Raw genomic sequence first — 19451 nt, 5'->3', positions numbered from 1 at the left:
ATTATTCTACATCCTTTTCAGCCAATACGTGTTCTGACGAGCCAAGGGATTTTCTGAAAACTCGTTATTATCAACAGCATTAAAGAATACTCCATCAAGAATATCTTGCTTTGACACGTTCCGGAATCCCCCGTACAATTCAGTTTTGTAATACTCGTTCCGGATCACGTCATACCATCTACATCCCTCCATCAATAATTCCTTTTCCCGTTCCTTGAATATAGCATAACGCAAATCCCCACCATATTCCGAAGAATGATAAAGCTCGGCATTCGCACGTTCCCGTATCGTGTTCAAATCGGCAATAGCCCCCTCGTTATTTCCCAACCGGACCCGACACTCTGCCCTCAACAGGATAATATCTGCCAACCGGAATACGATTCGGTTCTGGTCGAAATTAATAAACTCACCTGCAGACCAACCGGAAGTACCAAGTTTTACCAAGCGAAATTTCCATGGATAAGCGTATCCCTCAGTAATATCCAGTAACGTATCGTGTGCCATAGAATCTACCTTATAGAAATAAGCATCTTTCCTCAAATCGGTTATCGTGTCGTTTCCGACAATTCGTTCCGAGTACATCTCACACACCGTGGTACTTAATATTTTCCAAGAGCGAAACGCAAGGCTCCCAGCACTCATTCCCGGTATCACCGGCCAGGTCTGGTACATTGGTCCAAAATAATAAAAAAGATCATGAACAGAATAAGGAGATTCGTTTTCCAATTCATTCCAGTAATCGCGCAACACGATTTCATAAATGCTTTCCGCATCACTACCAACCAATGTACTCGTACATACCTCCTCCGGGGTTTTTGCCAACTTATAAATACCCGACGAAATCAATGCGGTACAAACAGAATCTGCTTCTACCCACAAAGCTCGTTCATCATAAGTTGCCTCTTCTGGCTGTGCCATATATTTACACCCTGCTTTCCAAGCACACAGATTCGCCAATAAAGCTTGAGCAGCACCCTTGTTGGGAGTACATTTATACGTGATGGAATTCCCTTTATAATCTGTCATTTCCGAATAATCCGGAAGTAAACGTACGGCCTCCCGGGCTAATTCTAACGCATAATCAATTACTTCTACCCAAGAAGAATAGGTAATCGGAGCGTACTCTACCTCATCTCGAATTACCGGACAATCACCCCACTTACGCCCCAATTCAAAGTAAGCCAGTGCTTTCGTGAAATAAACCTGCCCTTTATAAAAATCACGACGTTCCTGTGACATCTCCACTCTATCGATATAAGGTAACATTACATTTACTAGCGCAATAATTTCATAATAATGCGACCAAGCTGCCGTATAAGCTTGTGGATTACTCTCCCGTAACAAACCGGCATCGCCTTTATACCGATAATCCGTATATTCACCGTGAGACGATGGTATTGTCGTAAGATACAAACTTTTACGAACATACCTCTCCACGGTAAGTAACCCAATTTCAATCTCGTGCTCGTTTTCGAATGCGTTCTCAAACGTAACTGAATTTTCCGGAATCATCCTCAACGTGTCCTCGCAAGACAAAAACAAGGAAGACAATAATAATACCAGAAGATAATAATATTTCATTGTTTAAAATTTTAAAGTTAAACCCAACGTGTATTTTCTAGCTAAAGGATAATTCGACATTAAGTCAAATCCACTTGTGATATCCACGGTTTCCGGATCCAAACCGGAGTAATTTGTCCAAGTAAACAGGTTCTCCCCGCTAACAAACACTCTCAACTCGTCAATCCCCGCCTTCCGACTCCATTTTTTCGGGAAGCTATATCCCACGGTCAACGTTTTCAATTTTAAATAATTGACCTTTTCCACGTCCCGGTCCACATAACTCCACATACTATTCATTCTATCACTCTCTAATTTCGGGTAATCGGGATGATCACCCGGTTTTTCCCAAAAACTAATAGCATTCAAATCAGTCATGAGGGCATACTTCCCATTTGTCAAAACCGCTTTTGACAAATTATTCACGATATGACGCCCTAATGAATAAGCCATTAACATGTTCAAATCAAAGTTCTTCCAGCGAAATTCATTCACGATTCCCCCGCTGACTATCGGTAGAGCACTCCCACAGTACACGGCATCACCAGAACCGATTGTCCCATCCCCGTTAACATCAACAAACTTGTAATCTCCTGGCTTGTAGAATGCACCTTTATAAAAGTTTGACAAGTAATTACTAACTCCCTGCTGATTATAAAACACTTTCATCTCATCCTGTTCGTTAATAAAACCATCTGTTTTTAAAGCATATATCCCATTCAAAGGCTTTCCTATGATATTTCCCCCAAAATCCTTCCCATCATACGATTTCTCGAAACGATTCCAGTTTCTCGCCCCATTTACTGAAATTTTCCAATATAAATCTTCCCGGTTGAAAATATCATATTTAATCATCACCTCGATCCCCTCGTTTGAAATGGCACCCGCATTTCGCCATTGTGAACTATAACCATTATGGATCCCTGGCAACCAAATTGTAGTCAACAACTTATCAGTATACCGATAATAATAGTCCAAGGTAATACCCAACCGATGATTGAAAAGATCCAAATCCAGACCGAAGTCATATTGATCTGTTTCCTCCCAAGAAAGATCATGATTGTACAACCCTCTTACCCACTCCGGCTCTATCGTCGCCTGCCCCCGATAAGGAGTCGCTCCCACGTTCATAATTCCAAGCGCCAGATAATTCTGGGAAAAATGCATCCCCGAGCGCCCCCAGCTTGCCCTGATCTTCCCGAAAGAAAGCCAACTGAGATTATCTTTCACGAAAGATTCTTCCGAAAAAGTCCATCCTGCAGCCACCGAAGGAAAGGTTCCCCAGCGATTATCTTCCCCGAAGGTGGAACTCCCGTCCCGGCGCAAACTGAATGAAACCAAATACTTATCCCTAAAACCATATTCCAAACGGGCAAAATAGGACAACAACGTTTTTTCTTGCATGTCTGACTGGTAATGTTTCAAGGCGATCGTTTCCTTCGTTCCGTTAGATTCCTGTATTCCAAGATCAGGCATTCCTGCCGGGGCATAATAGATTTTATCACTAGGAGCGTTTTGCGCCGATCCCCCGTTGTATTCCGTTTGGTCATACTGGTAAGAGAATCCCGCCACGAAATTAACCATGTGTTCTTCCTTGAACGTGCGATTATATGATACCAGATTCTCGTTCAGTACCATCAGGTTAATCCCTGTCTCCCCGACACTCTTGGAATAATCGTCATCACTCATATAGGATGGTTGAAAATAATTCCGGCGATCGATGGAGTAATCCGCCGCCAATGAAGTCGAGATGTTCAGTCCGTCTATCGGTTCATATCCTAGTCGGAAATTCGTCCGCAAACGTACTCCTCGATTTTTCTCCTTTGTACCTTTTAATGCATCCAGAACAGCATTCCACGCTACAGATCCTTCACCGGGTAATAAAGATGATAATTCTTGAGGATCCCCCGGAACTGTCTCCACGGGAGAAGCCGATTGCAATGTCCCATCCCCGCTCGTTCTATCACGATTCGATAAAGAGGCATTTAAACGCAAATCCACGTTCAACCGATTTACGGGAGTCACGTTCATCGTAGAATTCAAATCCACCCGGTTATACCCTGTTCCCCGGAAAATACCTTTTTCATTATAATACCCTAACCCGATGCCGTAAGTCATCTTTTCCGAACCTCCATAAGTCTGGATATTTGCATTGATTACTTTCCCTTTCACGTAATAAATCGGGAAATAATTGGTAGAATTATTATAAAAAGAGTTCAAACTATCCTGCAACATACTACCATTCTCCGTATTCCTAGGAACCACAATAAAATTTGCATCCAACTTCGCCCCCTGTGAGCTATAATCATATTGTTCCCGAAGCGTGGTGGGGTATTTGTATCGATTAGTTTCCGGATCAACATAAGCCCAAGGAAAATCTCGGGCAACACGTAAACGATGTAACCGTTCTCCTCGTCCCGTTGTCACGGTTGGCAACTCCGGCAACATACTCCACGTGTACGAAACATTCGCCGTGAATGTCGCTTTCTGATTTTGTTTCCCTTTCTTTGTCGTAACAAGAATAACACCGTTCGCGGCACGGCTACCGTAAATTGCCGCAGAAGATGCATCTTTTAAAACTTGAATCGATTCGATCATATCCGGGTTCAAATCCGACAACAGATTCGTTCCGGTAATCGGAGAACTGAAAGAATTCATCGGTACACCGTCCACAACCCATAACGGATTCGAAAATCGACGTCCTTGTTCCACGTCTAACGAGTTATAACCCCGAATTGTAACTGCCGTTCCACCACCACCCGGGGCTCCAGACATTTGCGTAACATCCATTCCGGCCACACGTCCCTGCAATAAGGTGGCGATGCTGGCTGCCGGGATTCCTCGCAATTCCTCCCCTTTCACCACGGAGATCGCACCCGTACTCTTTCGACGGGTCGTGTTTCCATACGCCACGACAATCGTTTCATCCAACGCCTGTATATCTTCTTCCATGATCACCCGTAAGGTATCGCTTTGAGCATTAAAAGCGACCATCTTCTTTTTAAAGCCTACAAAAGAAAATTCCAACGTACCACTCGTCACGGGTAAATCCATAGCGAACCATCCCCTCGTATCCGTTGCCGTACCCAAAGATACTCCCGCCACCTTCACCGTCACACCGGGCATGGGAACTCTTTGCATATCGTACACGAATCCCTTCACCCGCAATGATTTCTTTTCCGGTTCATCAGGGAGGGCAGGCTTGATGATCACCATCCGATCGATATATTCCCAAGTAAATTTATCTCCAAACATTTGTTGCAACACCTCATCAATCTTCGAGTTTTTAACATCCAGAGAAATCGTTTGTTTCACGTCCACCTCGTCAAAACTATAAAAGAAGTCCAGTTGCGTCTGACGTTTCAACTCGGAAATAACCTTGGTAAAAGGCATTCCTTCCACTTTCAGCGTTACCATCTGATCCTGTGCCCTCACTCCCGCCGATAGGGAAAAAACAAACGCACACATCATCAAAAAAGTCAATTTCATAATCATCAAAATTTTGGCACACCGATTTCTTAACGGAATCCACGTGCCCGTTCGATTTTTTTTCATACTTTTGTAATAAGAGTTAAACAATCATCCTTCAGGGATCGCGAGTCCCCGGGGGACGTTTACCACACCGGGAGTTGTTGCTGCAATTCCCGGTTTGTTTTTAATTATTCCTGTTTATTATTTATTTCACTCACCGTCACCACCCGGCCGTTCACGTTAAAGCGTACCCGCGTGGTTTTCTCGATAATCGAGAATATCTTGTTTGCTGAATATTCCTTGTTAATCACCCCGGCAAAAGCAAAACGTTTCACGTTCTCGGAAGTAAAGAAGAAATCGATGTCATACCAACGTTCCAGTTGTGACGCAATTTCCTCCAACGTGGCTCCCTCGAAATAGAATTTCCCGTTGATCCAAGCGGTATAAATTGACGTGTCGACCTCTTTTGTCGTAAAAGTTCCGTCTTCCCATTCCGCTTGTTGCCCCGGTAAAATAATCTCACCCTTTCCGGTTAACCGATCTCCAACCCGCACTTTACCATCCACGAGCGTCGTCCGTACAGCCTGTTCCGAAACATAAGCACTCACGTTAAAACTCGTTCCCAGCACCCGCACATCCACCTCTTTCGCCTCCACGATAAAAGGTTTCGCAGTATCCTTCGCCACCTCGAAATACCCTTCCCCTTCCAGATACACTCGCCGCTCCTTTCCCTCGAAACGAGTCGGGAAACGAAGTTTTGATTCCGAATTTAAGTAAACTTTCGAACCATCAGCCAGAATCAATTGATATTCGCCTTTGCGAGGTACGATGATCGTGTTGTACTCGATCTTAGCGGGTGTCCCGGCCACCCGTTCATACGTCACGCTTTTAGAGGAATCGAGCCGGATTCGGACATCTCCTTTATTCAGGATAGTGTCACCGGCAAATAGCGACAAGTCTATCCTTTCCCCTTGTTCTATAAGCAATACGGCACGAGGTGTTCCTGCCTCAATCTCCGGTATAACTTCCGTAACAAGCATCTCCCTTTTCTCTCGCAGATTCATCCATAAAGTTCCACCCAATAACAAAGGTAACATCACGGCAGCCACCCAACGCCACGCAGGAATACGCCTCCGGTTCATTCCTTCACCCCGGTATTGCTCGATGACTTGCCACATCTTTTCACGATCCGCCACCAACTCATCCTTTTTCCACATCCCGACTTCTCTCAACACACGCCTCACAGCGGTAAAATCCCTCTCCTTCCATATTCTCTCCCACCCGGCATCTCCCGGCTTGACCTTGCCCTCCAATATCGCCTGTAACCAATATTTTTCGTCTTTTGTACTCATATTATCTCGTTTTTAGAGTAAAGCCTTCCCTTTTCAGCTTTCTACACGTAAAGCGAGAAACAGATCAATTAGGGTGAAAAGAAATCATGATTTTTTTTAGAAATTTGTGATATTTCTCTTTTTTGCCCGTCGATAACTATGATAACAACCAAAACCGGCACGAATCGCCAAATCCGTCATGCTCACTCCCGCACAAGTTGAATCAGCCAAAAAAGCTTTCATCTCACGCAGGCGACAATCATTAATATAGGTATTAAAATTCATCCCATACGTACGGTTAATAAACGTGGAAAGATACGTACGATTGGTCTGTAACTCCCCGGTTAGGTCCGTTATTTTCAATTCCGGGTTCAAGTAAGGCTTTTCTTCCCGGATATATTTCTCGAACCTCTCCTTGTTCAGTAGGGGCGTTTTTTTGATCTCCTGCCGATCACCGGACGATTCCTCCACGCAAGAACACAAAACGTAATTTCCGACAATAATATTATAAGCCACGATCGAATATTGTAACAACAAAATTCCAATCGGGAGAAAATCAAGCCAGTAACTCTCGGCGAAAAGAGGATCCAACAAGGGCATACATAAAGAAAAGAGAAACAGGAGCAACACGCATCCCAGCCAACGCAAGGGTGGCTCTTTCATATCTCCCAACCGTTCCCGCATAACACGCCAGTAGCGGAACAGACGTTTCAGCCCCAGCAAAGTATAACAAAGACAAAACAGGAACGCCACCATCAACTGGGAAGTGAAAAAACGAGTAAAATAAAAATAAACATCTTCCAGCGGGCTATCCACGGCCACGATCGCCACCTGCACGTCCAAAGGCACGAAAAGGCTCCACACAAGGAGAATCACCGGGATCAACACGGGCAGATAGTAGTGCCGCATGGAAAAATGCTCGGAAGAATCTACCCGCGTCAACCAGAAAACAACATGATAGAATGTCACGGACATCATGATAAATGAACAATAACACAAGCTATTCAAATAGACGAAAAGACGAGGCGACCACGTGTAGATGATCACGCAGGCCCACCCGAAAGCGACCGAGAAATAGAAAAAGAATAAACCCCGTTTCAAGTAACGCTCTTCCTCCCGCACACTATCCTTGTAGGTAAGTATCATTAACAGGCAACAGGTCAAGGCCGAGATCACCGGAAACAGGTTCGTGAGAATCGAAATCCATGTTTGCATACTCATATCATGCAAATATATCAAAAAACGTGCAATAACATTCTGGCAAACAAGCTCTTTAATTATCATCATTTGTGCATATCATTCAAAATTCTCCCTCTACAAGCGCATATCGTACAATTTGTCACGTCGTTTTTTCTTACTTTTGAACGATTTGAACGGTCGATTTATATACTTTGCACGTTGAAGTTTCCATCTTTACCCTACTTTTATCGGTAAGAATTTTTATTGATAAAACGATGGATGACGAAAACTTATTTGAAATAAACCTTGCAGATTCGGTCTGGCGATGGGATTTTATCGATTTCTGGGCTCAACCGTTAAGCCAAAGGGGAACTAAACCCGGAAGAGAAAAGGATGACAAGCCCCCAGCCCCGGAAAAGGATCAATGATTCGTCCTTTTCCTGATCTGCTCCACACCCCATGCCAAAGCGATCCCGATCAAAGCTCCAACTGTGGCCTCACTAAAGCGCAGGACACCATTCACGAAAGGAGAAATCGAGGGAGACATTTTAGATATAAGCAGGATAATTACCAAAGTAATGGTGGCCATCTTACCATCATCGGGGATGCCCAAAAGCATACATAAAATATCCAATAAAAACACGGTGACAATCATTCCCAAAAGGGTGAATGGAAAAAGAAGTAGATACACGTAAGCAATCACGGCCCCGATAAACGTCCCGAACACCCGCAGACCTCCCTGATGAATAGAAGTTTTCACGTCTTCCTGCAACACGACAATAGCGGAGATTACCGCAAGCATGGACCCCATCCAACGGGATTCCACGTGAAAATGCCCCGTGAGGTAAGCCCCAACCAAATAGGACAAAAGTACGGCCACCCCTTTCGCCGTGGCCATCAATGGGCTCACCGGATGAAATACTCGTTTCACGTCTAACTTCATAAAAAACAGATTTTCTAGCTTTTACCGTTCCCACGGAAGAAAAGTTACAACCTATTTCTCCACCTCTTCTTTGAAAAAAGAATTACACAGGATTAACATGAAATTTTTATCCCGATCGCCAAACTCGGATTTAATTTTCTTGTAAGCGACCTTGACCTGTGTCTTCACGGTATTCACGGACACGCCCAATTGTTCGGCCACGTCCTTGTAACTCAATCCCTCGACACATCCCAAAATAAAAATCTCCTTGCACTTGGGCGGCAAGCTATCCATCACGATTTGCAATCGCTCGTACAACTCTTCGAAACTCTCATAATCCTCACTTACTTCTTCCCCTGACGCCATCATTTCCCGCTGGTACCTTTGTTTCACCTCCTCGTGAAGTTTACGATCAATACAAGAATTCTTGACGGAACGACTTAAATAAGCATAGATCGATCCCGAGTGAGAGATTTTCGCCCGGTTGACCCATAGGTAAATAAACGTATCCTGCACGATGTCCTCCGCTTCCGCCCGGTTCCCGACAAAACCTAACGCGTAAAGGTATAACCGTTCCGAGTAAGACTCGAAAAAAGAATTGAACGCATTCCAATCCCCTTCCTGCATTTTCCGGAACAAAGTTAACTCATCCTGCATAAGCCATAATATTTATAACAAAAGTAATGATTCTCTTTATAATTTATTCCCCTCATGTCGGGAAATTACAAATAAAAGACAGCTTAATACTATCGCAATACCAACCCTTTCACAAGGTAATAATCCCCCATGTCCCATTCCACGCCCTTTCATTCCCCTTTCATAGCCCTTTTACCATACACGGGAAAAGGGGAGAAAAGCCTGAAACAAGGCTTATAGAGAATTATTACTTATATATATCCCAGATATTTCAATGGTTTTATCTTAAAAATACAAGACCACCCCGTCAACACCCAATATTTATTCCACCGAAGAGTTTCAAAAGAAATCAGAATCGTTTATATTTGCATCACTATTAAGATAAAAGCTAAAAAAGAAGACATGGCACAGACTCCATCTATCCCGAAAGGAACAAGAGACTATTCACCGGAAGTTATGGTGAAAAGAAATTATATATTCGACACGATCAAATCCGTATTCAAACTTTATGGTTACCTGCCGCTGGAAACTCCGGCAATGGAAAATCTTTCGACCCTTATGGGGAAATACGGCGAGGAAGGGGATAAATTACTTTTCAAAATACTGAACTCCGGGGATTTCTTGGCTCCTGTCACCAATAGCGAAGTGGAGGAACGTAATATTCCCCGGTTGACCAACAAGATTTGCGAGAAGGGATTGCGTTATGACCTGACCGTGCCTTTCGCCCGATTCGTGGTACAACACCAAAATGAAATATCGTTCCCGTTCAAGCGCTACCAGATTCAACCCGTGTGGCGGGCTGACCGTCCGCAGAAGGGACGCTATCGCGAGTTCTACCAGTGTGACGTGGATGTCGTGGGAAGTGATTCCTTGCTGAACGAGGTGGAATTGGTTCAAATCGTGGACGAGGTATACAAACGGCTGAAAATAAACGTACGCTTGTTGATCAACAACCGGAAAGTGCTGGCGGGAATTGCCGAGACAATCGGGCATCCCGACAAGCTGGTTGACATCACCGTTGCCATTGACAAGATGGACAAGATTGGAGCCGAGAACGTGAACGCCGAACTCCGGGAAAAAGGAGTGTCAGAAGAGGCCATCGAGAAACTGCAGCCGATACTACGCCTGGAAGGTTCCAACGAGGAGAAATTGACCCGCTTGCAGGAAGTCCTGAAAGGCAGCGAAACCGGATTAAAAGGAGTTGCAGAACTCTCCACCGTGTTCCGTTACCTGAATCAATTGGACATCCAAACGGAAGTAAAACTGGACCTAACGCTTGCCCGCGGTTTGAGCTACTACACCGGAGCCATTTTTGAGGTAAAAGCCAAGGACGTGGAGATCGGGAGTATCACCGGGGGGGGACGTTATGACGACTTGACCGGTATCTTCGGGATGAAAAACATGTCGGGTGTCGGCATATCCTTCGGAGCCGACCGAATCTTCGACGTGATGAACCAACTGGACATCTTCCCCAAGGATTCCACGGCAACGCCCCGTGTACTTTTCGTGAACTTCGGGGAAAAAGAGGAGGCTTTCTGTCTTCCCGTGCTGAAAACCCTACGGGCCGCGGGAATCAACTCCGAGATATACCCCGAAGCCGCCAAGATGAAGAAGCAAATGACTTACGCCGACAAAAAGAGTATTCCCTACGTGGCCTTAGTCGGTGAAAACGAAATAAACAATAACGTGGTCACGCTGAAAAATATGCTCACCGGAGAACAAGAAAGTGTAGCCGTTTCCAGCCTGGTTGACAAACTAAAAAGCGAGAATTAAAATATGCAACTCTATCGCAAAGAACAACGTCCGCTGAAAAGCCACGGATTTGATGTCAGATTCCCGTGATCGGGAAATAGGTTATAAAGTTTGTAAGGTTCATAAAGTTTATAAAGTAACGAAACTTTAAAAACCGAAGGTTTAACCTTATGAACCTTATAGACTTTACAAACTCGCGAGGCTCCCGCCTCGCTCGTGTGCGTACAATTTAAAATCTAAAATTTAAAATCTAAAATTCCAATGACTCATTATATTACCCCAGAGAAATTAACTTTCGAGCAGATCGAAAAAATCTTAACTAAAAAGTATAAGTTAGCTTTATCAGACGAAAGCAAGAAACTGATCAATGATTGCAAGGCTTACTTGGATCACAAAATCGCGACTTCCGACAAACCGTTGTACGGGATCACGACCGGGTTCGGCTCTCTATGCAAAATTTCTATTTCGCAAGAAGACTTAAGCCAATTACAGGCTAATTTGGTAATGTCTCACGCTTGCAGCTTGGGAGAACCCGTGCATAAAGATATTATCCGTTTGATGCTGTTGTTGAAGGCTCACGCTCTCTCTTTAGGAAAATCCGGGGTACAACAAGTGACAGTAGAACGTATTATTGATATGTTCAACCATGACGTTCTTCCCGTGGTGAAAGAGTTGGGTTCTTTGGGTGCATCCGGAGACTTGGCCCCACTGGCAAACTTGTTCTTGCCGTTGATCGGTGAGGGTGAAGTATTCTACAAGGGAAAAATCTATCCGGCAAAAGAAATTAATGCCAAATTTGGATGGGAACCCATCCAACTGGGAGCCAAAGAAGGATTGGCCTTGTTGAACGGTACTCAATTCATGAGTTCTCACGCTGTTTACGCTTTATTGAATGCCTTCAAAGTGGTAAAATACGCTGACATTATCGGGGCGTTATCACTGGAAGCATACGACGGACGTATCGACCCGTTCTTACCACAAATTCACGAGGCCCGTCCTCATCCGGGACAAATTGAAACGGCTCGCAATATCCGCACCTTACTGGAAGGTTCAGAATTCCAGAAAATGGAAAAAACTCACGTGCAAGACCCGTACTCTTTCCGCTGTATGCCGCAAGTACACGGGGCAGTGAAAGACACCGTGGCTTACGTGGCCTCTGTCGTTGAACGGGAAATCAACTCGGTAACCGACAACCCGACGATTTTCATGGAGGACGATTTGATCATTTCCGGGGGTAATTTCCACGGAGAACCGCTAGCACTGGTATTAGATTTCTTGAGCATCGCTATTGCCGAATTGGGTAGTATCTCAGAAAGACGGGTATATCGTTTGATTGCCGGAGATCGTAAAACACCTGAATTCCTCGTTGCCAATTCCGGCTTGAATTCCGGTTTCATGATCCCGCAATACGCCGCTGCCGCTATTGTTAGCAAGAACAAACAATTGTGTTCCCCGTGTTCCGTGGACTCCATCCCGTCCTCCAACGAGCAGGAAGACCATGTCAGCATGGGTGGTAATGCCGCAACCAAGACCGTGAAAGTGATCGAGAACGTGGAACGCGTGTTAGCTATCGAATTGATGAACGCCGCACAAGCCATCGATATGCAACGTCCGACGAAAACATCAGAATATCTGGAAAACTTCTTGGCTGAATTCCGTACCATCGTACCGTTCAACAGCCAAGACCGGGTAATGTACCAAGACATTGAGGCTGCCGTTGAATTCTTGAAACAAGGAGAATTTGCTAACTTCGAATAAATCAATATAGTGATATGAAAAAAGCCGGTGAAAACCGGCTTTTTTCATATCATTATTCGACTTTAACCCACTTCACGGCATCTGCAATGATTATTTGGTAACAAGTAACATTTGTATTTCTTCTTAACATTCTTGTTTTTATTACCGGTTGCAAATCAGTTCCACCCTTATCACTTAATCGTACAAAGTAGTCCCCCTCACGGAACTCATATGTTCCCAACTCAATCCATCCCGGAGTTTCCTCGTTCAGATCCAGCTCTACATAAGTATCTCCTTCCTCCGAAAATACTTGATAATACAACCTTGCATTTTTCAAAAAGGACCCCAAGAAGGTTGCATACAAAGATTCAGGGACATGAGCGACAACACGATATTTTCCCGGTTCTTTAATCTTCACCATCCACTCGGCATACTCTTCCCCAATCCCAGCCTTTTTACAGTAAGCACTCTTTATTTTATGCCCATATAAAGAAGAAGAAATTGAAAGAATCCATTCATCACCCACATCCTCCACATTCTGGTACTCTCGTTCTTCTTGAAGATGTTCGCCCCATTTCTTACGCTTATCCTTTCCCACCAAACGGAAACCGACATCTTCATTATCCACAACAATTTCATTCGGCGATAACCTAAAACTACTACTATCAGCATCTCTAATTCCTTCCCAATCCCACTCTGTTTTCTCTGTATCATTGTACATTATAGAAATTCTATCAGGTAAATTACAACATAAACCCAGTTCCACGGAAAAACTCGGTATAGTATAGTTCCTCACTCGAACCTCTTTACAACTTTTCGCTGGAATTAAAAAATAGTTCGGTCGTTGCCGACGTAATTTCTGATCATACCCATCCACCTTTAGTATACCATCGACATCCGAAGGATTATATACCTTACAATACCCTAAGGGAATATCATTATAAGATTCCATTTTCAAGTCTTGAACAAACAAGATTGGTAATCGATTATCATCATAGTAGCGATCCAACAGACTATCTATATTCACATTGAATTGATCTTTAAATTCACGAGCAAAAACATCAAAATCAACTCGTTGATAAGAATGACGTTTTACAAAATCCTCGATAAAATCCCACATATACATCATCTCTACCCGAGTCGCAATTAATGAATTGATATGCTCTCTTTTCTTTTTGAGCATCATGTATTCAACCGGATTATCCCTATCCATCAATGCTCCACGCAAGCTTTTTCCATCCCAATATTGAATGATTTTCACCTTTTCATTTAATGATAAATGATCTTTAGACTGACCGGAAAACCGCATCTCGTATATCAAATCTCCAATACAAGGAAACTTATCCGAATATATTGTGGCTCGAAATTCCTGATACATAGGCATAATATTATAAATCGGTTCGAAAAAACGATTTATCACGTTTGACCGCAGTACAACCCCTTCTCTCTCAAGAACTCTCTCGGTCTTTATTACTTTCAAAATATCCTTCATCGACCTATAGGATTCGGTAAAAAGTTTCTCCGGGAAGAACACAAATTCAGGTTGTACGAAATTACTTCCCAATTGGCCCTGTCTAAGATAAGCTCTAAAATTCAATGGTATTTCGACTATCGACAAACGATTCGTTGGAAGTGAATTTCCTATTTGATGTTTCAACATTCCCAACTGATCAGATATTAATAATCTCAAGGAATCTGACGACAAACGATGATCTTTAACCCAAAAATCATGCCCCGGGAAATAATATACCCCGAATGAAAGTGAATCAACGGTTATCGTCTTCTGTTCATAATCCCCTATACATAAACTGAGACGAGGCAACGGATGAGCATTGGAATAACTAATCCCTTTTTCATTTCTCTCCATGCAGCCTTGAGAAATAACAGCCTTACCTTCTTGCCCTTCCACCTCCAATTGATAATCCGTGAAATCGAAATCTTTCATTGAAGGCATTTGCAGGTTCACTGGTGGTACTGCCGATAAATACCACAAACATTCGGGCAAAAGAATTGTATATTTATTCCCAACATGGGCAAAACGTCCTCCATTACTATACAGTTCATGCCGGGTTTTAGGCATCTTCCCCGATGGATCAGCAGAAAACGGAAGAACTCCCATTCGCGTATTATGATATTCTTCATCAGATAGTTCTAAATAACAAATAGCCTCATCAATTGTTCCCTCATATTCTACCCGCAAAGGTAATTCCTCCCCACACTCCATTTTCCGATTCATGACGACCACGTGTCCTTCTCGATTATAAGCCAACTCCTGCCCTTCACTTGTCAAAGAAACAATGCCTAATCCGGGATTCAAATAAAGTATCGGGGAGTCTATCGGTTGCTTACTCTTATTCACCAGAAGTAAAAGACTTTTAACGTTCAGCCTGTTCCCGGATTGTTTATACACCATACGGTTGGAGACAATCTGGACCCGATCATTCTTCATATATTTTTCCTGAGCAATCCTGAATCTTACACGTCGTTGATTTATATCCAGGTAAGTATTCAAATATAATGTACCCGCTAAGATTCCCAATAGGACGAAACCACCCGCTAAGATTCCCAATACTTTCCGAAAAGCAGAACGTTTATCATCCATACGTTTCATTAACAGCATCGACAAAAATATCAGACCGACTCCACAAGAAAAGTATGCCAAGCGATGTAACAGGAAGATCCCGATATTGGCAAAACCGATTGCATCAGAAAATAACAACGGCTGGGAACGAGCCCATGGATCAAACATTCCATATAATGTCCACGGAGCGGCAAAATAACACCCGATGAACCCAATTATCAAAAGCAATAATGCCAGATAATGATTACGAATCAACATCGCAACAAACAACGAGATTCCAAGAACAAACACCAAGGCAGGGAAAGTCAACGTCAATAAATAAAACAAATAGAGAAATGGATTAAAAGCTACCGTCTCCATGAATAACAAATGAATCATGATAGCGATTCCTATTGAAACAAGATTCAACAAGAGACAGATCTTCATTACTCCCCATATCTTTCCAAACATATACTCCACGTTTGTCTCGGAACGACTTAAAAAGGTTTCATTGGTACCTAACTGCCGATCCCTCCAGACAAATTCCACCCCGACAAAGATAACCAATAAAGATTGTAACAAATTGAACAACCATGCGTTCATGTAAGGTACCGTAGCAGATAAAGCAGATTCCACCCATACAGTGGAATCTACTTGTAAATACCATTGTACACCTGTAATTCCAAAAACAATACAAATAAGAAAAATCCAAAACAACAAATGTCGCCGAATGATCTTTCTCTCATAACTTGCAATTAGTCGAATTTTATCAAGTGCCATACTTTATTGGTTTTAATTGAAATTCAAACAACGGAGCGAATTGAATCCCGTTTAAAAATAACGGTGTACGATCTTTATCGCTTTAGAACGAGACATCTCACCGGGGCTTGTTCCAAGAATACCCTCCGGGATCGGAGTTTTATGGCGCTCGAAATGTTTCTTCCACAAGGGACTGGTTTCCCCCGTCTCCTTGTCTTTAAATGACATTGGAGTCGCCTTGAAAATCGGCTTCCCGTTAGGACGCAAAAAAGCCAAATAGATGATCTCACTACAATAATATTTATCATTATCCGGTAAAAACACGTAATCATAAGGTTTCCCTAAAAATGACTTCAATATTTCTATCGCACGGGGAATGGACTTCTGATATTTCGGTTTCAGCCTCCCGACCACAACCAACGGATTCCCGTTCACGGATTTAGCCTGTTTAAGAAATTTTTCTAACGGGGTTTTACAAACATCGGGCTGAGTGGCCTCCAACACGAAAACCTGTCCGTCCTCAACCAGCACAACCCCGACATGGGAAAAGTTCAAGTCATCCAAACTGGTTGTCACGTTTTCGATTGCCTTCACAAAAGAGGTTCGAGCCTTATTGGTCTGAAACAGGATATCTCCTGTTTTCAGATCAAAAGGTTTTTGGGCGTAAAGAGCTATCGTTAGTAACAAAACGCCCAAGCTTAATATAATTTTTTTCATCATGCTGTCATTATTTACGATTCGGGAAAATAAGTACGGCAATAAAACCATAAATTCCACATACCAATGTCACGGCCAGATCCAAATAATTAAATAAATTCCGCATACTCCGTTTATGGTACAACTTGATACAGAGTAACAATAAGGTTAACGCTATATTCAAATAAATAAACCGTTGCATATCATAGGCCTCCACTTTCAACTTTTTGGCTCCATCACGGGTGAAACGAGCTTTAAAGGGGAATACATAGTTCTCTCTCTGTCCCACTTTCGAATTTTCGTAGAGAGGATAAACCAATGTTTCGGAAGCCAGCAAATTATGCTCCTTGTCCACCACGTAAATTTTTACACGATCCAAACCGTACAATTGATAGGTATAAAAGAAAAGATCCTCACTCATCGTAATCAGACTCCCATAGTCCTTGTAATCATATATCGGGAGCTGGAAGAAACTATAATCTTTGATACGCATCAAATAGATGTTATAGTTCTGATCGTACACGTATCCATAATTTACATTATCCACGAGACAATTCATTCCATTTACCTGCATACCGACAGGAAGAGGTATTTTATGACATTGAGGTTCTCCATCATACATTTTTAAATGGAAAAAATCGTCCTTATTGTCCACCATAAAATAGCCATCATCTTTTGATTTGGAAGTGGAAGGAAGTCCATAAATATTCTTTATCGGGAATTGTATGCCTTCATTCTTCATGGCCCGGGTAAAACGTTCACTCTTTTCCTTATTCACGCCTTTAACCCGATTAATATCCGTTTCAATAAATTCAATCCCGTCATCTGTCAAGCGAAACATATCTTCAGGAAGTTCCATTTTTATCCGATCCGTATGGGATTCAAACATCCACAATAAAGATTTTCGTCCGGGTCCAGCCCCAAGGAACAAGGGGAAACGTGCCGCATCCTGTATCATCTGCAAGGTCACGTGTTGCCCGCGAATTGTATCGGGGAACCGGTTCTCGTACATTAATTGCCGACAATTCTTCATCGGGAATATATCCATCAATGCTTTCGTATCGTAAGTATTCCCGGCCCGATCTCTTCCGACCTGAATCTCACGTAACTGTACCGTGTCGTATTCATATTTCAAGGTAACAAAATCATTCAATATCTCGCTAAATACGAGCTGAGTACGTCTTTCCCTTTGTTCGAATGTTTTCTTATATATTTTAGGGAACTCCAACGCCATTACCAATACAGCCAATAGCACCAGAGCTAATCTTATCATCTTTGGTATCATATTATTTTTCTCCTATTTTAAAACGATTAGCCGTATATATCATTCCAAGACTCGCGATGACCAGTACTATAATCATTAGTACATAGAGATTCGACATATTACCTCCCAACAGGTAAATATCCAATAATTCATACACCACGATCGCATATAAACACCGAAATTTCCAACTGGGTTCCATGGCAATCATTGCCACGAAGAAATAGGTCGTGAATCCTCCCAATATCCAAGGCAAGAAAGCATTTATAGCCATAACATGCATCTCCACCGGAAAGAAATAAAGGTCTATCGTGAAAAACAGTATCATGAAGATGACCATCAATGAAAGAATCATGAGAAACCCATATAAAACCATCGTGTAAAGCATCACAATTTCATTCAACGGTAAATGCAGGGTTAATTTGATTCTTTTTTGCAGGACCTCCGGCAAATACTGCGATCCACCAATCAATAAGGCAATGATAAAAGGGATATTCTTGAAAATCCCATAATGCGGCCGTCCGGCTTGTGTAAACCATTCAAAAACATAATTCGATCCTCCATCAGCATTTATAATATTGCTATTCAAGCCAATGAATGCATATAATATTGTTCCCACTCCCAACACCAGAGAAGCAAGTACAAACCATTTCGTTTTTAACCATTCTTTATAAAAAAGATGTAATGCCATAATCTTAATATTTACCTGTTAAACCAATAAAAGCATCTTCCAAAGTCATCTTTACAGGTTTAAAATCAGAATATTCCAACCCTTTTGCCTGCAACATGGCCTGTACTTCTTCTGCCGATGCATACGTGTAAAGTTCATAGTGATTTTTAATTCGATCCATCTCAACAGTCAGTGATTCTTCTTTAAGATTCACATCATCCCGGTTCAGATCAAATGTAAACTGGTGGAACTTTTCCATAAATTCAGATGCCGATCCTCGCATTAATACCCGGTTATAATCCATGATCAACACGTCGTCGATCAATCGCTCCATATCCTGAATAATATGAGAAGTCAAGAATACGGTTTTATTTCCGGCCTTGGCATATTCACGCATATGATCCACGAACAAGCGACGATAGCCAGGATCTAATCCTAGAGAGAAGTCATCCAAGATCAACAAATCCGGATCTTGAGCAAGAATCAGTCCTAAAGCTACTTGAGCCCGCTGGCCGCATGACATACTGGAAACTTTTTGAGAAGGAAGTATTTTCATCCTTTTCATCAGATCAAAATAGGCATCCCGATTCCAGTTTTTATAAAAACCGGAATAAAATTTCTCGATCTGGTAAATATTCATAAACGAGTACTGTATATGTCCCTCGATCAAATATCCTAAACGCCGTTTTGTTTCCGGACTCAAATTCTGGGTCGATTCCCCATAAATCAAACACTCCCCGGAACGAGGTTGCAGAAAGCCATTCAATATATTAATCGTGGTCGTTTTACCACATCCGTTTTTTCCCAATAATCCCATGATATGCCCTTTCTTCACCGAAAAATTGAGATTTTCATAGATTAACCGTTTCCCATAATAGTGGGTCAGATTTTTACACTCTATTATATTTTCTTCCATT

General features: G+C 42.5%; 13 protein-coding genes. 2 read left to right on the top strand and 11 right to left on the bottom strand.

Annotation, left to right across the window (positions count from 1 at the left end):
- Positions 1-6: 6 nt before the first annotated feature.
- The 6 genes from F1644_RS15550 to F1644_RS15525 form a co-directional block, all read right to left on the bottom strand.
- Positions 7-1581 carry a RagB/SusD family nutrient uptake outer membrane protein gene (locus tag F1644_RS15550; protein WP_118305331.1) on the bottom strand — a complete coding sequence of 525 codons (1575 nt, stop codon included), beginning with the start codon at positions 1579-1581 and terminating at the stop codon, positions 7-9.
- A 3-nt stretch (positions 1582-1584) separates the two neighbouring features.
- A complete protein-coding gene (locus F1644_RS15545) occupies positions 1585-5049 on the bottom strand; it encodes a TonB-dependent receptor (RefSeq protein ID WP_118305375.1) in 3465 nt (1154 codons plus the stop codon).
- A gap of 170 nt (positions 5050-5219) precedes the next feature.
- Complete coding sequence (locus F1644_RS15540; RefSeq protein WP_118305332.1) at positions 5220-6383, bottom strand: FecR family protein; 1164 nt, start codon at positions 6381-6383, stop codon at positions 5220-5222.
- 96 nt (positions 6384-6479) lie between these two features.
- The gene (locus F1644_RS15535; RefSeq protein WP_118305333.1) at positions 6480-7649 is read right to left on the bottom strand and encodes an AraC family transcriptional regulator; all 1170 of its coding nucleotides are present in this window, start codon (positions 7647-7649) and stop codon (positions 6480-6482) included.
- Positions 7650-7962: 313 nt separating this feature from the next.
- Positions 7963-8484, bottom strand: a complete 522-nt coding sequence (locus F1644_RS15530) for an FUSC family protein (RefSeq protein WP_087419730.1) — start codon at positions 8482-8484, stop codon at positions 7963-7965.
- A 51-nt stretch (positions 8485-8535) separates the two neighbouring features.
- Positions 8536-9120, bottom strand: coding sequence for an RNA polymerase sigma-70 factor (locus tag F1644_RS15525; RefSeq protein WP_118305334.1), 585 nt, complete (start codon positions 9118-9120; stop codon positions 8536-8538).
- A gap of 381 nt (positions 9121-9501) precedes the next feature.
- Between F1644_RS15525 and hisS the strand changes: the two genes are divergently transcribed.
- Both hisS and hutH read left to right on the top strand, forming a co-directional pair.
- Positions 9502-10872 carry a histidine--tRNA ligase gene (gene hisS, locus F1644_RS15520; protein WP_118305335.1) on the top strand — a complete coding sequence of 457 codons (1371 nt, stop codon included), beginning with the start codon at positions 9502-9504 and terminating at the stop codon, positions 10870-10872.
- 240 nt (positions 10873-11112) lie between these two features.
- Entirely contained in the window at positions 11113-12609 is a 1497-nt protein-coding gene (gene hutH, locus F1644_RS15515; RefSeq protein ID WP_087419727.1) for a histidine ammonia-lyase, read from the top strand.
- A 52-nt stretch (positions 12610-12661) separates the two neighbouring features.
- Here the strand turns inward: hutH and F1644_RS15510 are convergent, their stop codons facing one another.
- Genes F1644_RS15510 through F1644_RS15490 form a run of 5 tightly spaced genes read right to left on the bottom strand, consistent with a single transcriptional unit; the run spans position 12662 to position 19450 of the window.
- Positions 12662-15928, bottom strand: a complete 3267-nt coding sequence (locus tag F1644_RS15510) for a golvesin C-terminal-like domain-containing protein (RefSeq protein ID WP_118305336.1) — start codon at positions 15926-15928, stop codon at positions 12662-12664.
- 51 nt (positions 15929-15979) lie between these two features.
- Entirely contained in the window at positions 15980-16627 is a 648-nt protein-coding gene (locus tag F1644_RS15505; protein WP_229128350.1) for a YiiX/YebB-like N1pC/P60 family cysteine hydrolase, read from the bottom strand.
- A gap of 7 nt (positions 16628-16634) precedes the next feature.
- The gene (locus tag F1644_RS15500) at positions 16635-17876 is read right to left on the bottom strand and encodes a DUF4857 domain-containing protein (protein WP_158572044.1); all 1242 of its coding nucleotides are present in this window, start codon (positions 17874-17876) and stop codon (positions 16635-16637) included.
- A gap of 13 nt (positions 17877-17889) precedes the next feature.
- On the bottom strand, positions 17890-18555 hold the full coding sequence (locus F1644_RS15495; protein ID WP_087419724.1) for a hypothetical protein: 666 nt from the start codon (positions 18553-18555) through the stop codon (positions 17890-17892).
- A gap of 4 nt (positions 18556-18559) precedes the next feature.
- The gene (locus tag F1644_RS15490) at positions 18560-19450 is read right to left on the bottom strand and encodes an ABC transporter ATP-binding protein (RefSeq protein ID WP_087419723.1); all 891 of its coding nucleotides are present in this window, start codon (positions 19448-19450) and stop codon (positions 18560-18562) included.
- Position 19451 lies beyond the last annotated feature (1 nt).

This window comes from Butyricimonas paravirosa (assembly GCF_032878955.1).
In the GTDB taxonomy this organism is placed as follows: Bacteria; Bacteroidota; Bacteroidia; order Bacteroidales; family Marinifilaceae; genus Butyricimonas; species Butyricimonas paravirosa.
Note: the sequence above shows the minus strand (reverse complement) of the source record. Positions and strands in the feature narration are given on the sequence as shown.

Coding starts and splice junctions, on each gene's coding strand:
- F1644_RS15550 (WP_118305331.1), bottom strand. CDS start 1,581: ATGAAATATTATTATCTTCTGGTATTATTATTGTCTTCCTTGTTTTTG.
- F1644_RS15545 (WP_118305375.1), bottom strand. CDS start 5,049: ATGAAATTGACTTTTTTGATGATGTGTGCGTTTGTTTTTTCCCTATCG.
- F1644_RS15540 (WP_118305332.1), bottom strand. CDS start 6,383: ATGAGTACAAAAGACGAAAAATATTGGTTACAGGCGATATTGGAGGGC.
- F1644_RS15535 (WP_118305333.1), bottom strand. CDS start 7,649: ATGATGATAATTAAAGAGCTTGTTTGCCAGAATGTTATTGCACGTTTT.
- F1644_RS15530 (WP_087419730.1), bottom strand. CDS start 8,484: ATGAAGTTAGACGTGAAACGAGTATTTCATCCGGTGAGCCCATTGATG.
- F1644_RS15525 (WP_118305334.1), bottom strand. CDS start 9,120: ATGCAGGATGAGTTAACTTTGTTCCGGAAAATGCAGGAAGGGGATTGG.
- hisS (WP_118305335.1), top strand. CDS start 9,502: ATGGCACAGACTCCATCTATCCCGAAAGGAACAAGAGACTATTCACCG.
- hutH (WP_087419727.1), top strand. CDS start 11,113: ATGACTCATTATATTACCCCAGAGAAATTAACTTTCGAGCAGATCGAA.
- F1644_RS15510 (WP_118305336.1), bottom strand. CDS start 15,928: ATGGCACTTGATAAAATTCGACTAATTGCAAGTTATGAGAGAAAGATC.
- F1644_RS15505 (WP_229128350.1), bottom strand. CDS start 16,627: ATGATGAAAAAAATTATATTAAGCTTGGGCGTTTTGTTACTAACGATA.
- F1644_RS15500 (WP_158572044.1), bottom strand. CDS start 17,876: ATGATAAGATTAGCTCTGGTGCTATTGGCTGTATTGGTAATGGCGTTG.
- F1644_RS15495 (WP_087419724.1), bottom strand. CDS start 18,555: ATGGCATTACATCTTTTTTATAAAGAATGGTTAAAAACGAAATGGTTT.
- F1644_RS15490 (WP_087419723.1), bottom strand. CDS start 19,450: ATGGAAGAAAATATAATAGAGTGTAAAAATCTGACCCACTATTATGGG.